11 protein-coding genes and 1 pseudogene are annotated in these 16,595 nt (G+C 57.4%); 10 read left to right on the top strand and 2 right to left on the bottom strand.

Annotated features, from left to right (window positions below):
• The 8 genes and pseudogenes from B3605_RS04680 (at position 1) to B3605_RS04640 (ending at position 11,461) form a co-directional block, all read left to right on the top strand.
• Positions 1 to 780 carry an ATP-binding cassette domain-containing protein gene (locus B3605_RS04680; RefSeq protein WP_296432629.1) on the top strand — a complete coding sequence of 260 codons (780 nt, stop codon included), beginning with the start codon at positions 1 to 3 and terminating at the stop codon, positions 778 to 780.
• Positions 781 to 793: 13 nt separating this feature from the next.
• Positions 794 to 2,002, top strand: a complete 1,209-nt coding sequence (locus B3605_RS04675; RefSeq protein ID WP_296432627.1) for an aldose 1-epimerase family protein — start codon at positions 794 to 796, stop codon at positions 2,000 to 2,002.
• A 7-nt stretch (positions 2,003 to 2,009) separates the two neighbouring features.
• Positions 2,010 to 3,119, top strand: coding sequence for a fatty acid desaturase family protein (locus B3605_RS04670; RefSeq protein ID WP_112942905.1), 1,110 nt, complete (start codon positions 2,010 to 2,012; stop codon positions 3,117 to 3,119).
• Positions 3,120 to 3,133: 14 nt separating this feature from the next.
• Complete coding sequence (locus B3605_RS04665; RefSeq protein WP_296432625.1) at positions 3,134 to 3,442, top strand: MocE family 2Fe-2S type ferredoxin; 309 nt, start codon at positions 3,134 to 3,136, stop codon at positions 3,440 to 3,442.
• 30 nt (positions 3,443 to 3,472) lie between these two features.
• Positions 3,473 to 4,270 (top strand): 3-methyl-2-oxobutanoate hydroxymethyltransferase, encoded by a 798-nt coding sequence (locus B3605_RS04660; RefSeq protein WP_296432623.1) that lies wholly within the window; start codon positions 3,473 to 3,475, stop codon positions 4,268 to 4,270.
• A gap of 172 nt (positions 4,271 to 4,442) precedes the next feature.
• Positions 4,443 to 4,625 carry a hypothetical protein gene (locus B3605_RS04655; protein ID WP_296432622.1) on the top strand — a complete coding sequence of 61 codons (183 nt, stop codon included), beginning with the start codon at positions 4,443 to 4,445 and terminating at the stop codon, positions 4,623 to 4,625.
• A gap of 645 nt (positions 4,626 to 5,270) precedes the next feature.
• A pseudogene (locus B3605_RS25745) lies at positions 5,271 to 10,375 on the top strand (RecQ family ATP-dependent DNA helicase).
• 708 nt (positions 10,376 to 11,083) lie between these two features.
• A complete protein-coding gene (locus tag B3605_RS04640) occupies positions 11,084 to 11,461 on the top strand; it encodes an HNH endonuclease (RefSeq protein WP_296432618.1) in 378 nt (125 codons plus the stop codon).
• A 114-nt stretch (positions 11,462 to 11,575) separates the two neighbouring features.
• Here B3605_RS04640 and B3605_RS25795 read toward each other — a convergent pair whose 3' ends face one another.
• Positions 11,576 to 11,779, bottom strand: a complete 204-nt coding sequence (locus B3605_RS25795) for a helix-turn-helix domain-containing protein (protein ID WP_414706948.1) — start codon at positions 11,777 to 11,779, stop codon at positions 11,576 to 11,578.
• Positions 11,780 to 11,923: 144 nt separating this feature from the next.
• On the opposite strand from B3605_RS25795, the gene B3605_RS04635 reads away from it, so the two are divergent.
• A complete protein-coding gene (locus B3605_RS04635) occupies positions 11,924 to 12,811 on the top strand; it encodes a LysR family transcriptional regulator (RefSeq protein ID WP_296432616.1) in 888 nt (295 codons plus the stop codon).
• A gap of 530 nt (positions 12,812 to 13,341) precedes the next feature.
• On the opposite strand, the gene B3605_RS04630 is transcribed toward B3605_RS04635, so the two are convergent.
• Positions 13,342 to 14,325: a helix-turn-helix transcriptional regulator gene (locus tag B3605_RS04630; RefSeq protein ID WP_296432613.1), complete on the bottom strand. Its 984-nt coding sequence runs from the start codon at positions 14,323 to 14,325 to the stop codon at positions 13,342 to 13,344.
• A 467-nt stretch (positions 14,326 to 14,792) separates the two neighbouring features.
• Between B3605_RS04630 and B3605_RS04625 the strand changes: the two genes are divergently transcribed.
• On the top strand, positions 14,793 to 16,595 hold a 1,803-nt coding region (locus B3605_RS04625), incomplete at its 3' end, for a TM0106 family RecB-like putative nuclease (protein WP_296432611.1).

Genomic DNA, 16,595 nt, shown 5'->3' with positions numbered 1-16,595 from the left:
ATGGTGGAAGTCCTTCGACTGGAAAACCTGCAAAAGTCCTTTGGCAATGTTCGCGCCTTGCGCAACGCCTCTTTCACATTGAACGAGGGCGAAGTCGTTGCGCTGCTCGGCGACAATGGCGCCGGCAAGTCGACCCTGATCAAGGCCATTTCCGGCATCCACCCCGCCGACGGCGGCAACATCTTTGTCGGTGGCCATAAGGTGTCGGTGAAGTCGCCACGGGACGCCATGGATCTCGGGATCGAGACAATCCACCAAGATACCTCGCTTGCGCCAGACCTCAGTATCGCGCGCAACCTGTTCTTAGGCCGCGAACCGACGACACTTTCCTTTCTTGGCGTCTTCGCCCCGATGGATTTCGCAAGACTGCGCGAAGCCGCATCCACACTCTTGAAGCGGGTCGGCATCTCCAAGAAACTTGATGCCGATGCAGCCGTCAACACACTGTCTGGAGGGGAAAGACAGTCCATCGCCATTTCGCGCGCCATGCAATTCGCCGCAAAGGTCATCATCCTTGACGAGCCCACCAACAATCTGGGCGTCGAAGAAACGCACGGCGTGTTGCGTTTCGTAAAAGACATGCGTCAAGCGGGCCATTCCGTCCTGTTCATCACACACAATATCCATCACGTCTTCCAGGTGGCCGATCGGATTGTCGTCATGCGGCGCGGTGAGGTGGTGACAGAGATGACTGTTGCCCAGACAGATCTCCTGACGGTCGAAAGCCTTATCATGGGCGTCGACAAATCGGCCCTTGCGGGCGAAGCGGCGCTACATTGAGGGTGGATCGACCATGGTAGAACTGTTCGGTCACACGCTAACCCAACGTCAACTTGCCGAGCGGGCGGGTTGCCTTTCGCAGGTCGCCGGCGTCAGATTGATGACGCTTTCCGACGGCGCCGAGCGCGGTGTGCGCATGCTCGACTTTCGCACGGGAAGCGGACTGCGCTTCACCGTCCTCGTCGATCGGGCGATGGACATCGGTGACTGTGACTACAAGGGGCTCGGCATTGCCTGGAATTCGCCGACGGGATTTAGAAACCCGGCCCTCCACGAATACGAGGGTGAGGGGGGGCTGGCATGGGCGCGGTCCTTTTCAGGATTGCTGGTCACCTGCGGCCTAGATCATATCCTTGGCCCGGAAGAAGTCCCTGCTGACCATTTCAATTATCCGGGTAAGCGAACCATTCACCACTCGCTCCATGGCCGGATCGGCAATATTCCCGCCCGCCTCATCGGATATGGTGAAAGTTGGATCGATAACCGTTGTGTCCTGTGGGCTGAAGGCGTCGTCCAGCAGGCAGCCGTGTTTGGAGAAAATCTGCATCTCGTTCGCAGGATAGAAGCCGACGTCGGCGGTAACGAAATCAGGGTAACCGACCGGGTTATCAACCAAGGTTTCATGCCAACGCCCCACATGCTCTTCTACCACATCAATGTCAGCTACCCGTTGCTTGATGCCGGCACACGGTACCTGGCGCCGATCGAAGACGTGGTCTGGGCGTCGCATGCGGGGAAAGATCTTCGCAGACAGGATACCGGGTATCGAACAGCTGTCGCCCCGCAACCCGAATTTCGTGAACAGGTCTGGCAGCACTCCATGACCGCAGACGAAGCTGGACGTGTGCCTGTCGCCGTCCTCAATGATCGATTGAAGCTGGGTTTGGAGATCGAGACGGTCAAGGAGCAACTTCCCTGCGCTTACGTCTGGCAGAACTTCCAGGCCGGCCAGTACGCCCTTGGGATCGAGCCTTCGACCAATCACGTGCGCGGAGAAAATTTTGCGCGAGAGCGTGGAGAAATTCTCTGGCTCTCGCATGGTGACGAGCGAGCGTACGACCTGACCTTCCGGATACTCGACGGTGCAGGCGCATTCGATGATGCAGCCCGCAGGATTACATCCCTTGCAGCAGCCCCGGACGACGAGTTTCCAGAGCCATCCAATGTTTTTCCCAAGCTTGCGCGGCCCGCCAACGCCCCGTCGAGCGCCTGGTCGAGGTGATGTCGCAATGACAGATCAACAGCAAGAAAAGATCATGATGAAGCGCGATTACAGTCTTGTCGGAGAAAGCACGAAGCGAGCAATCGAGATCGGACTGGCGTCGGCGGACTGGTATCATACCGACGTACCGCGAAAAACCATGAAGGAGCTAATGCAACGCTCCGATCTACCGGCCATTCGCGACACGCTTGTCTGGTTTGCCGCATTCGCCGTCTCGGCAGCGGGCGCGATCTATTTTTGGCCAACCTGGTTCTGCATTCCCTTCCTGTTCGTCTACGGTGTTCTTTACGGATCGTCATCGGACTCGCGCTGGCATGAATGCGGCCATGGTACCGCCTTCAAGACCCGCTGGATGAACGATGTCATCTACCAGATTGCAAGCTTTATGCTGATGCGCAATCCGGTGACCTGGCGTTGGAGCCATGCGCGTCATCACACCGATACAACCATTGTCGGGCGCGATGCGGAAATTGCCGTCATGCGCCCACCCGACCTGATCCGGGTGATCGTCAATTTCTTCGGTATCCTCGATGCCTGGTACTCGATGATCGCACTTATTCGAAACAGCCTCGGGACAGTGACACCAGAAGAAAAGACATTCGTGCCGGAAAGCGAATGGCCGAAGGTCGTTTTTGCTGCACGCATTCACATTGCGATTTACGTTGCAGCGATCGCTCTAAGCCTGCTCATTGGCTCGTTCCTACCGTTGATGCTCATTGGACTACCGCGTCTTTATGGCTGCTGGCACATGGTGTTGACCGGGCTGCTGCAACATATTGGACTTGCAGACAACGTCATCGACCACAGGCTGAACACGCGCACCGTCTATATGAACCCGATCAGCCGGTTCATCTACTGGAACATGAACTATCATGTCGAACATCATATGTTTCCGATGGTGCCATTCCACGCTTTGCCGCGACTGCATGCTCTGATCAAGCACGATCTACCCGAACCCAACCCCTCGATGTGGCATGCCTACAGGGAAGTTTTCCCGGTATTGATCCGGCAACTGCGAAACGAGGATTACTTCCTCAAGCGCGAACTGCCCCCGACCGCGCGGCCCTACAAGGACGAATTTCATCATCTAGACGGTGCGACGAGCGCTGCGGAATAAGGAAGTGAACCATAATGTGGATTGAAGTGTGCAAGGTCGACGACATCGAAGCCGAAGATCTCATCCGGTTTGATCACGACGGCCAGACGTTCGCCATCTACCGCTCCGAGGACGACGAGTACTTTGCAACAGCGGGACTTTGCACTCATGAGAAGGTCCATCTCGCTGACGGCCTGGTAATGGGTGACATCATCGAGTGCCCCAAACACAATGGGCGCTTCAATTACAAGACAGGTGAAGCCAAGGGCGCCCCGGTCTGCGTCAACCTGAAGACGTTCCCGATCAAGACGGATGCCGACACTGTCTGGATGATGATCGGCTGACAGAAACATCGACCCATTAAAGAGGCTACCATGCGTCAGACAAGACCGACTGTTGCAGACCTGCGATCAATGAAAGGTAAGCGGCAGCTTACTATGCTGCGGGTCTTGACGCTAGAGGAGGCTGAAGCCGCCGACAGGGCAGGCATCGATATTGTCTCCGTTCCGCCGGAGCTCATATGTGATCCGCGTTACCGTGATGCAGCGCCGAACCTCTTCACCATGCCGGGCGACAACTTCTTCGAAATCGGAACCGCCGATGACTTCGTGCGATGGGCCTTTCGCGTCTACAAAGCCAGCGCCGATGCGGTCTATTGCAGCGCGAGCCTTGCGACTGTCAAGCGCATGGCCGACGAGGCGATTCCAGTGATAGGCCATGTCGGGCTCATTCCGTCGCGCGCCACCTGGACTGGCGGCTTCAAGGCGGTAGGAAAGACAGCCATACAGGCAATAGATGTCTTCAATGCCGTGCGTCAGCTGGAGGCTGCAGGCGCCATCGGAGCGGAAATCGAGGTTGTCCCGGTCGAGGTGGCAACCGCCATCTCTCAACGCACCCCGCTCATCATGCTCTCGATGGGTGCGGGCGCTGGATGCGACGCCCAGTACTTATTTGCAGACGACATTCTCGGTCAGACCAAGGGGCGTGTGCCTCGCCATTCCAAGGTCTATCGCAATTTTTCTGCGGAGTTTGAGCGGCTGCAAGCCGAGAGGATCGCCGCCTTCCAAGAATACGTCGCCGACGTCAATTCGGCCGCCTATCCGGAAGATCGCCACATTGTAAACATGCCGAGTGGGGAACTTCAGCGCTTCCTCGAGATGCTCGATGGTTAGCTAGCCGTCACGGAACGTGTGGTGGATACTAATAATGCTTCCAGGCATGTTCTGGCGCATCGCTTTCGACATCACCTTTACCTGGTATCAGCGGGACACGCTCTGTCCGCCCGTTTAAAGCTTACGTTTGTCGGCAACTGACGAGTTCAAAACCAAGCAGAAGACTTCGCCGATGGCACAACTGGCCGATCGGTATCTATGGCCGTTCTGCATGGGCGGCTATCATACCAGCAATCGTCCTTTCCAGCGCCTGACCGGCGACGGAAAGCTGATTGACTGCCACATCAAGGAAGACGAGCGGCCGATGCTCGGATCCAAACATAGCTGCTTTGAGGATGTCGAACGGAAGGCCTAAAAACTCAAAAAGCCTCCGACGTTTCCATCGAGGCTCTTGGGCGACCGCAGAGGCGATCTCGCGGGCCAGGCCCGGCCGAATAACTATCGTATCCCATGATTTGACGCAAGGAATCGCTCGTTGACCGAATTAATCTGACGAGATGCGAACGCAACATTCGTCGAAATCATGTACGAACTGGCATCGCTCGTTCGCGATGACGTCCACCGGCACCGTCCGCACGGCTGCCGCCTTCGTCGATGAGACGCTCGATCCTCACCACCTTGCCCACAGCAGGCTGCGTTGATGGTTAGCGGGCATTCGCTCTCGCGTCTTATTTTGGTGTTCTGACGAGAAGTATCAAATGGGGGCGCGTAGCCGCCGTACCGCGGTGGTCACCAGTAAGGTAGCTTCGGCGCTCAGCGCGGAAATTATTTCCACTTACCCGCCGATTGCCGCCACGCGAAGAAACCAGGCGCAAGTAGCCTCTGTTTGGCATCAGGAGCAGTTAACAGCCGCTACGGTAGAGGGTCGTATTGTAGAACTGAGTTGGATAGGTGGCAATTTCGTAAAGTTCTTGTGTGGTACAACTAGAACGTTGGCCTTTCGCCAATCATGCGACCGTGATCGCTAATCGTTAGTCACTGTGATTAGAACTTGTTGCAAATGGCTGAGCCTCTCCAAAACTTCCTGCAGCGTTGCATTTCGATCGACCTGGAAGTTGATCCTGCAACTGCTAGCATCTTCGCTTTTGCGGCAGTGAGCGATGATGCTCGTCTCTCGATCTTGGCAAAAAAACGAGATCTCGTGATAGGCCTCGACCGCCTGGAAGCAGAAGCAACCAAGGGTGTGCATCTGCTCGGCCACAACATACTTCGGCATGACTTGCCTTATCTGTTCGCGGCGCGGCCTGGGTTGGCGAATATTCTTCGATCACCGATAGACACCTTATGGCTCAATCCCCTCGCATTTCCGCGCAATCCCTACCACCACCTGGTCAAGCACTACCATGACGGGCGCCTGCAAGCGGGCCATGTCAACGATCCTGAACTGGATGCGCGACTGGTGTTTCAGGTGCTGCGCAATCAACTGGCGGCTTTGACGCAGCAGAACGCCGACCAGCCCGATGCTGTTGCAGCCTTTCATTTCCTTGCTACGAGGATGGAGAATTCAAGCGGGTTCGACGCGGTGTTTCGGGAGGTTCGCGGAGCTCCCGCGCCCGATCCCCTTGCGGCACGCGAAGCGATTTCCCGGCTTCTGGCGCGGCGCGCCTGCGATAAGCGGCTCGAGCAGACACTGAACCGCCTTTCTAATCCTCAGCTCGGTTGGCCGATGGCCTATGCTTTGTCTTGGATTCTGGTCGCGGGCGGGGAGTCCGTCATGCCGCCCTGGGTCCGGGCACAGTTCCGGGAGACTGCATTGATCGTACGCCATCTGCGAGACACCAATTGCAATGGTCCGGATTGCATCTGGTGTAGCGAGAAGAACGATCCCGTCCGCGCCCTGTCGCGCTGGTTCGGGTTCGATGCCTTCCGCGCCGAGCCAGTAGATGACATGGGACGCCCCCTGCAGGAGCGGATCGTCGATGAGACGATGCGCGGGTCGAGCGTCCTCGGCATTCTGCCGACCGGCACCGGCAAATCGGTCTGTTATCAGATCCCCGCTTTGTCGAAGTTCGACAAGACCGGAGCGCTGACAGTGGTGATCTCGCCGCTGGTCGCGTTGATGGCTGATCAGGTGCAGGGTATGGCCCGGGCAGGGATATCCTCTGCGGTGACCGTCAATGGCATGCTTTCGATGCCCGAGCGGCAGGATGCGCTGGACCGTGTCCGCATGGGAGAGGCCGCATTGCTGCTGATCTCACCCGAGCAATTGCGCAGCAACTCGGTACGATCGGTTCTGGCACAGCGTGAGATCGGGCTCTGGGTGCTGGACGAAGCGCATTGTGTATCGAAGTGGGGACACGATTTCCGGCCTGATTACCGCTATGTCAGCCGCTTCATCAAGGAATCTTCTGGCGATGAAGCGGCTGCCCAGGTGCTCTGCCTAACGGCCACCGCCAAGCCAGAAGTGGTGCGGGACATCCGAGAGCATTTCAAATCACGACTTGGCCGCGAGCTTTTGTTGCTAGACGGTGGCGCAGTGCGCACCAATCTCAGCTTCGAGGTCCGGCCGACGCAGCGCGGCACCAAGCTGGCGGACATCCTCGATGTGATCGAGACCAAGCTACCACAGGAGGGGGCCTCTGGTGCCGTGGTCTATTGCGCGACCCGCAACGAGACACAGCGCGTCGCCGCGTTCCTGAAGCAGCAGGGTCTGTCGGCGGAACGGTTCCATGCCGGGCTGACACCTGAGGAGAAGCGTGACATTCAGGAACGATTTCGCGTCGGCGAGCTCCGAATTATTGCTGCGACCAATGCCTTCGGCATGGGGATCGACAAGCCCGATATCCGATTGGTGGTCCATGGCGACATTCCCGGATCATTGGAGAACTATCTGCAGGAGGCCGGGCGAGCCGGCCGTGACCGCGCTCACGCCAATTGCGTGCTGCTCTTTGCTGACGAGGACGTCGAGCGCCAGTTCTCGCTTTCGGCCCGGTCGCGTCTGGCCCGGCACGAAATCGGCGCGATCCTGAAGGCCCTGCGGCGGCTTGACGAGCGGTCGAAAAAGTCCGGCACCGTCGTCGCCACCTCGGGTGAAATCGTGCGAGCTGAACGCGATCAGGAATTCGAGCGCGACACCAACACAGACGACACCCGTGTGAAGACCGCGGTGTCGTGGCTGGAAGAGGCCACGCTGCTAAGCCGCGAGGAGAACAAGGTTCAGGTCTTTCCCTCATCGCTCAGGATCCGGAGCCTGGAAGAAGCCGAGGCTATTCTGACCAGAGCCGCCATCACCGGCACCCGTCGCAAGCAGCTTCTGGATATTACGCGCCACTTGATGAACGCGCCGCTCGATCAGGGCATTTCCACCGACGAGCTGGCCGGGATCAGTGGATTCACAGGTGGTATGCTGAACAAGGCGTTGGCCGATCTCGAGGTGCTCGGGATCGCCCGCAACGACGTCGTTGTCACGATCTTTTTGCATGTCGCAGTCGAGGGGCATTCGCAACAGCGCCTGACGCAGGCCGCGCGGCTTGAAACGGCGCTGATTGCCCTGATGCGGGAGGCCGCCCCGGATGCGGAAGGCGTCGGGGACATTCCCTTGCATCTGGCTGAAACCTGCCAGGCGCTCCGCAATCAGGGGCACAGCGCAGTGCGGCCCGACATCGTGGAAAAGCTCTTGCGCAGCATGAGCCGCGACGGGCGCGATCAGGACGGTGGTAAGGGAAATCTGCGGCTGCGCAAGGCTTCGCGCAACACGTTGATGGTCACGCTGCAACGGTCCTGGCAGGCGTTGGAACAGACCGCGATCCTGCGGCAGCAGGGAGCGGAACGATTGCTAGGGCACCTTCTGGGCAAGTTGCCGAAGGGTAGCCGCGGCAAGGACATCCAGGTCGAGACCACGATGGGTGACCTGCTCGCCACCCTGACAGGAGACGCGCTACTGCGCGGCAGCGGCATACAGGACATCACAAAACTGATGGAGCGCGCACTCCTGTGGCTGCACGAGCAGGAAGTGGTGACACTCGGCAAGGGACTGACGATTTTCCGGCAGGCAATGACGGTTCACTTGAACCCCTCGGGCGGCCAGTTCACCGTAAAGGATTTCACCCCCCTGGAAGATCACTACACGGAGCAGACCATCCAGACCCATGTGATGGCGGCCTATGCAGAAAAGGGCCTTGCCGCGATGGAGCAGGCGCTGCGGCTGTCCGAGGATTACTTTGTGCTGGAGCGCGACGCCTTTCTGCGCCGCTGGATGCCCGGCAAGGTGGTGAGATCCGACGTCAGACTACTGGCAGCTCTTGGAAGAGGATCGTAGAGGCGCTTAAGAATCCAGTCCAGCAGGAGATTGTCGCTGACGACCGCGAACAAACAAGCGTCCTGGTTCTGGCAGGACCGGGCTCGGGCAAGACGCGCGTTCTGGTGCATCGCATTGCCTACCTAATCCGTGTCCGCCGTGAGGACCCGCGCGGCATCCTCGTGCTGACCTACAACCGTCATGCCGCTGCCGAGATACGCATCCGGCTGCGGCATGTGATCGGCGATGATGCGGCTGCGGTGACCATATCCACTTGTCACGCACTTGCGATGCGGTTGGTGGGCGCGAGCTTTGCCGGAACTGCAAGCGAGACGTCCCACGACTTCGACGGGATCGTTATGGAAGCAGTGCGCCAGTTGAACGGGGAAGGACTGAGCAAACCAGAGGCAGAGGCACAACGTGACACGCTGATTCAAGGCTACCGCTGGATCCTGGTAGACGAGTATCAGGACATTGGCCCCGAGGAATATGCTTTGATCTCGGCCGTCGCAGGCCGCTCGCTGGACGATAAGGAGCTTCGGCTCAGCCTGTTTGCGGTGGGCGACGATGATCAGAATATCTACGCTTTCGCTGGGGCGTCCATCCGCTTCATCCGCCAGTTCGAGGCCGACTATAGCGCACGACCGATGTTTCTTGTTGAGAACTATCGCTCGACCGGGCATATCATCGCAGCCGCCAATGCAGTCATCGCGCCAGCCGCAGCCCGTATGAAAGCCGGTCATGACATAGCGATCGATCGCAAACGCAGCAAGGAACCACCCGGTGGCGATTTGGCGGGGGGTGACCCGGTCGCACAAGGGCGAGTTCAGGTTTTGGACTGCCCGTCAGGCGAAATCGCTCAAGCAATGACCGCAATAGACGAACTGATGCGACTATCGCGCCTTGATCCCGAGTGGAATTGGTCGCGCGCGGCAATCATCGCTCGTGACTGGCGGCGATTGGCGCCGGTACGTGCCTATGCGGAGAAACTGGGTATTCCGGTAGAGATGGCAAACGAGAGCCTGCCCAGCATCTGGCGTCTGCGCGAAATGCAGCAGTTCATCGACGCAATACGGCGCGATACGACTCTTCTCTTGGGAATTCGCGATCTGTTGACGGTCCTGAACGCTATACCGGCCAACCGCTGGACGGAGCTGATCGCCGAAGGCATCGCCGCGCTGACGAAGGAACTCGCAAACAAAACTATGCCTGTGCCAGACATTGTCGAGTGGTTCGCAGAGTGGGCTCGTGATGCACGCAGCGATCAGCGTGCACTATTGCTGCTGACGGCGCATCGATCAAAAGGCCTGGAGTTTGACGATGTCGTTATTCTGAATGGCGGTTGGGACAGGCCTTCTAAGGGCGAGGATCCCGATGCGCCACGCCGCCTCTTCTATGTCGCCATGACCAGAGCGCGTCGTAGCCTTGCAGTCATTGCTGAAGGACCGCATCCGTTCGTCCAGGACAGCAAAGAGCATGTTCTCCGCCGCGCCGCGCCCGCAATTTCTGATGCCACCAATTTTCCCGGCAAACAATATCAGGTGCCAAACCTTAAGACAGTGGACCTGTCGTGGGCTGGGCGTCTCGGGCCGGCTCATGCCTCTCTAGCCGCAATCTCGGCTGCAAAGGTAGGAGACCCACTTCAGATCGCGCGCGATGGCCTCACCTGGATAATCCAGGATGCTCGGGGACAAGTTCTCGGACGAATGGCCAAAAGTTGGTCGCCACCTGATGGGCTCAATTTCTTCCGCGGCGAGGTGGGTGCAATCGTGCGCTGGTGCAGGTATGACAATCTCGAGGAGTTCCGAGTGCACCTTCGCCGCGATACCTGGGAGGCGATTTTGCCGGAGCTTGTGTTCTGCAGTTAGTGTACAAAAGACTTCGCCCCGCCGCCTTCTCCAGCGATTTACGAATACTGGTAACCGATAGCTTAGGGGGCTCGATTTGGAACTCAATCCTCTGTCTAAATGATCGGCGTTTTCCCGTAGAAGGTTACATGAAGATCAAAATCGACCGACGCGGCAATTCTGCCCGCCGGTTAGAAACCAGTGACGCTTCAGATAATGTCCGAAAACCGGAACGGTGAAATCTATGTCTCTGTGAGGGGGAGCTGCGAATCATCCCTTTCCGGACGAGGCTGGTCCTAGCAGACCGTCGTCAAGGTCGCATCCGATCGAGAAGAGCGTTGCAGGTGGCCGAGATCGCCATCGGTCGTAGTAGGCGATGGTAGCACCGATTTATGGTCGCCGAAATCGATTCCGACTATTCGAGCCGCTATCAAGGATTTTCCAATCAGACAGTTGCGCTTCCCGTTCGGGATTTCATGTTGGCCGCTATTGACCGCCTTCGAACATTTGGTAAGCTTTTACTCGGACGGGGGTGAGACAGGTTGCTCACCTCGAGTTTTACAAGAACTCGTCAGCGAAGTGTCCAATCGGCGCTCGTGACGTTCAAAGACTGCGGAGTGACGTATTACGCATACGTCGTCTTGTGCGAGGATTTCCTCCCAACTGAGGGGTGGCCGCAAACGGGTCGCTGCACATCCGCTTCAGCAATGAAGCAAAGGATGTGGGCCCATGCCATCAAAAAACACACTTAAAGAACTGAGAAGACAAGCGGCTCAAAAGCAGGCCTGGCTCTGCTTTTACTGCCAGTTGCCAATGTGGGACGCCGGGCCGACAGAGTTCCTCGCGCAATATGCGATTTCTCCAGCCCTGGCGAAGCGGTTTCAATGCACGGCAGAGCATCTTGAGGCGAAATCCGACGGTGGTAAGGACGTCCAAATAAACATTGTCGCTGCCTGCATCTTCTGCAATGCAACGCGGCATAAGGCAAAGTATCCCCTGAACGCGACGAAACACGCGGCCGTCGTGCGCCTCAGGATGGCCAAGGGCAAGTGGCATCCGCCTCAGGTCATGGCAGCTCTAGCTAAACGAAGAATGGCCCCAGTCTGAGCAAAACAGGCTTCACGATCATCCAGATGCCCGAAAAGAGTTAGGAAGCCGCCCCAAAGGCTCGACTTTTCAGACATATTGATAGGGCAGAAACCAACTCCGACATTGGCGGGTTCATTTAAGACCTTCTGCTTGATGTAGCAAAAGATAAGGGTCTGCGCCTATTGCACGACAGAGGAGCATGAATTCTGCAACATCAACGCGGCGTTCAAAGGTTTCGATCTTGGAAATGACGGTCTGGCGCTGTCCCAGACGCTTCCCAAGCTCCTGTTGAGTAACATCGGCTTCCCTCCGCGCTGACGCGAAAAGTTCAATCAACCGCCTATAAAGATCCGCGTTCAGAGACGACAATGCATGTGCCAGTTGTTACAAAAACCGACTAATGGTTAAAACCTGTTTTGGAATACCCCAAAATCGGGTATACCGTTCCTCTGTGCGCGACAGTGCGTGTCGGAGAACCAAATGGAACTACGCCAACTCTCTCTTTTCCGAGCCGTAGCTGAGGAGCTCCACTTCGGTCGGGCGGCCATCAAGATGAACATCGCCCAGCCGGCGCTCAGCAATCATGTCATGGCGCTGGAAAGAGAGCTTGGCTGTCCGTTGTTCATCCGATCGACGCGCCGCGTCGAGCTGACGAGGGCAGGGGAGACCTTTTACGATCGTGCTGTTCGTATTCTTAGCGAGATGGAGCTGACGACAGAGCTGACACGGGCCGCGGGCGGCAGCCGCATTCGCCAGATCAAGATCGGTACCGTCTATCCAGCCACCATGGGCATGCTGCCCCTGTTCCTCGGCAAGATCGCTCGCAAGTTTTCTGATGTCCGCATCCATATTGCTTCAGGCAACACCGGAGACATCATCCGCGGTCTGGAGACCGGACAGCTCAACCTCGGCTTCATCAGGCCGGTGGAGAATATCGGCTCACTGCGTTTCTTCTCGGTTGCCCATGAACGCTATCTTCTGGCTGTGGCCGAAAGCAATCCTCTGGCTTCGCTCAACGAGATCTCGATCGAGGACCTACGCGATCAGAAGATCATTGCCTTCAACCGGCAGAACCTTTCCTTCACGGAGCGGTACTTCAATGAGAAGTTCGAGGAATACGATCTGACGAAGAACGTCGCCTATAGCTGCGACGACACCTATTCGTTGGTCTCTCTCGTCTCTGCCGGCCTTGGCATCGGATTCGCACCCGAATGGACGACCGATATCCCGAACCGCAGCTTCGTGCTCAAGAAGGTGAGGGGGATCGACTTCAAGATCGGGCTCGGCATCGCCTGGTCGAAGGAGGATCCAACGGCATCAAGGGACGATATCGTCGAGATCGCGAAATCGATGGTGCGGCGCGGGTGACACCAGCTTTGACGGGCCGATAATGGCTGTGATCGCCGACCCAAGCCGCTGCTGAAACTCGTCAAAGACACGTTCGACAGAACGCGGCAGGCAGGTCGAGATCGTCATCGGCCGTAGCAGGCAAGGGCGTCACCGATTTTACAGTCGCCAAGATGGATTCCGACCGTTCGTGCCACGATCAAGGATTTCTCGAGCTCGCAGTGGGCTCCCGGTTCTCCAAGTCGACGACGATACGTTCCTGCTGCCGCAGCGCTCCGCGAGCGGGCTCTAAGTCCATCCCTGGCCTCCCCCGTATTCTCTAACAAGCGCGTCGGCATCTGCTGCCGCCGAACTGATCAAGATGTGCTCACCGCACGGTCGGTTTACCGGACGGGAAGAATTGGTAATAAACCGATGAAAATGCACCGATAGGGAAGGATGTGAGATCATCAAATGGAGCATCCCGATCCGGCAGTCCTTCTGGCCGCTGATCCCATTGCCAAAGCTTCAGTGGAGAAGCAAAGTATGCGCTGGAGTTGGTGTGAGTTCGTTTATGGCAGCGCCGTGAAATCCGCTCGTTGATAACCAGACACCATGGCGCGCAACCCGGCTGGTTCAAGCACTTCCACTGCATTGCCCCACTGGTAGAGATGCCAGACCATTTCTTGCCATCCCGCCGCGTGAAAGCGGACGATGAGACTACCGTCATCCTGAGTTTCGGATCTTTGCTCCGGGTGAAACCTGAATTCCGCCGCGCGGTCTGCGGCACTAGGAGAAAAACGCCAGACAACTTCCCCGTACTGGTCGGGGTCCTGGTAAACGCCAAATGCCTTAGCCGCATACTTTTCCAGTGAAAACCCTTCTGCGAAACCGAAACTCTCATCGAGTGAAACAGCCGACCGTATGCGGTCCATCCGAAAATTGAGTATCGTCTCGCCTCGTGAGGGTTGGCGTGCCACCAAGTAGCTGCGGTGCCCCATCAGGAGACCATACGGCTCGATAACGCGTTCGGAAGCCCCCGCCTCTCCGTAGCGGACCCGCAACCGGAATGGGCCACGCAACGCCTCTATAACGGCATCGAGAACGTCGGATCTCAGGTTGACCCTGGGCCCAGGCCTCATCACCGACCCCATCGCTGTCAAGACCGCCTCGGCATCTGCCTCAGTTCGCAAGGCATCCTTCGGTGTCAAACGCGCAAGCAAATCGTCGCGGATGTCCGTTAAAGCGCGGGCATGTCTTGCTCGTCCGTCATTTAGTGCGTGTCGTCCAGCGATTTCGAGAGCCTCGATCGCGGTCTCTTGCCGAAGGTGCAGTCGCTCGACCAACGGATCTCGCAGTCTCCAACGTCGGCGACGTTCGAAGTCATCGATCGTTTCGACGTTCGTGAACGTCACTTCAAGAGCTTCCATCATCCGCTGCGCCGTCCGGTGCGAAACCTCGAATTCCTGAGAGACTTCCTGAAGGCTGATGCCACCCCGCTTCGTTGCCGCAAGACGCGCAAGCCGTACCAGATCCTTAGCCTTTGAAAACGACACAAGCGGCTCCTTGCTGAATGGTGACAGAATTTGACACCTTCGCACATTACATATGCATCCACTGCTCGTCGAGGCAGCTAACGAACCTAGCAACGACCCAAGGAATCGAAGATGAGTGCAATAATCGAGCGCCTTTCGCCGCGCGAGAACATCACCGAGGAGCCATACCTTACTTCGCGCGGCTATTGCTTAGCCGATCCGAAAAAGGGGCGTACGAAACATCATGCGGCAAACGCTGTTTTCGTAAAATCGATCGAGGAAGCCGCCGAGTTGGTTTTGAAGGGCTACTCGATCCGCATGACGTCTGACGGCCGGAGGCCATCGTTGGTCGCACCGAGTAGCCTGAGGATTGTTCGGTCGTGACGCACCTATGCCGGAAGGGTGTGTTGACACCAATCTAACCTATTGATCATCTTGCAGTTCTTGAGCGATTCTCGTGGGTTGCCTGAGCAAAAAGAGGCGTTCTCATGCGTATAGTCGATGGCACTATGCTTTTTTCCGCAACCGATCTCATGCGGTTCATGGGATGTGCACACGCGACAGTGCTGGACCTAAAGCACCTGCGCGGTGAGGGGCCGACCCCTCGTGAAGACACCGATGATGCTGCGCTGTTGCAGAAGCAGGGTGACGCTCACGAAGCGGCTCACCTTGAGCGCCTTGGTTCGATGGGCCACGAAATTATCGAGATCGAGCGTGGCTCACTAGCCTCCAATGCCCTTGCGACGAAAGAAGCCTTGGCGGCAGGGGTAGAGGTCGTTTTCCAAGGTGCATTCCTCTCTGGAAGCTGGGGTGGGTGGTCCGATTTTCTGGAGCGGGTCGAACAGCAGTCAGACCTTGGAAATTTCAGCTACGAGGTCGCAGACACTAAGCTTAAACGACACCCACATCCCAAGCATGTATTGCAACTCGTCCTCTATTCCGACCTTCTGCAAGAGATACAGGGGGAGTTTCCGGAATTTGCTCACGTCGAGTTGGGTGACGGCACCCGAGCGACACTTCGTTTGGCTGACTTCACAGCCTACGCCCGGATGGCGCGGACCAGGTTGGAAATCTTTGTCAGTGACCCCACATCGACGCGGCCCGAACCTTCGCCGGATTGCGTTCTGTGTCGTTGGGCGGATCACTGCGACAGTGTCTGGGCAGAGCAAGACAGCCTTTACACCGTCGCCAACATCACAAAGGGGCAGGTAAAGAAGCTGGAGGATGCCGGTATCACGACTATGGCATCGCTGGCGATCCAAGATGGTTTCGTAAAGGGCATGGCTAGCGCTACGCTAGAAAAGCTTCGTGTGCAGGCACGTCTGCAGCACGCCCGCAAAACCGGGGAACCGACGTTCCAGCTCAGGGAGGCCCAACTTGGCAAAGGTTTTGACTTGCTGCCTGAGCCACAGCAGGGAGACCTTTTTTACGATATCGAGGGCGACCCATACTATGACGGCGGCTTGGAGTATCTTCATGGTGTCTGGTTCGATGGCGCGTTCAGATCTTTCTGGGCACACGATCACGACGCCGAGGGACGCGCGCTGGCTACCTTGTTCGACTTCTTCAGGGATCGGCTCGATAAATTCCCGAAGGCGCGGATCTATCACTATGCCCCTTATGAAATCACCGCGCTCAGGCGTCTGACCGCGAAGTACGGTATCGGCGAGGCCTTTCTCGACCGCCTTCTCAGAGAGCGACGTTTCGTCGATCTCTATGCCGTGGTACGCAGCGGGTTGATCGCCTCTGAACCGAACTACTCGATTAAGTCATTGGAGGCTTTCTATGGCCTCAAGAGGGACGGGGAGGTGAAAACTGCGGGCGGTTCAGTGGTCGCTTACGAAGCGTGGCGAGAATCCCAAGATAAGTCCATCCTTGACGAAATCGAAGAATACAACCGGATCGATTGCGTCTCGACCGAGATGCTCCGCGATTGGCTGGTTTCCATTCGCCCCGGTTCCCCGTGGCCAGTGTTGGCGAGTGATGCCCGTGATAAGGAAGTCGCTGAGGACGATGAGGCAATCGCCCTCCGGTCTCGTATCGCCGCATCGAGGCTGCCGACCGAGCGTCAGGAAATGCTCTTCAATCTCGGACTTTTTCATAAACGCGAAGCGAAGCCAGCTTGGTGGGCGATCTTCGACAGCCTGACGCGGGAAGAACACGAGCTTATCGATGACTTAGACGCATTGTCCGGTCTGACAGCGGTCAGGCCAATTGAGCAGGTCAAGCGGTCTGTCATCCGCGAATACACCTTTGCAAAGCAGGAGACGAAATTTCGCTCCGGGCGTTCG

The organism is Rhizobium sp. UBA1881 (assembly GCF_002338015.1).
Lineage (GTDB): Bacteria > Pseudomonadota > Alphaproteobacteria > Rhizobiales > Rhizobiaceae > Rhizobium.
This window is presented reverse-complemented; position numbering and strand designations above follow the sequence as displayed.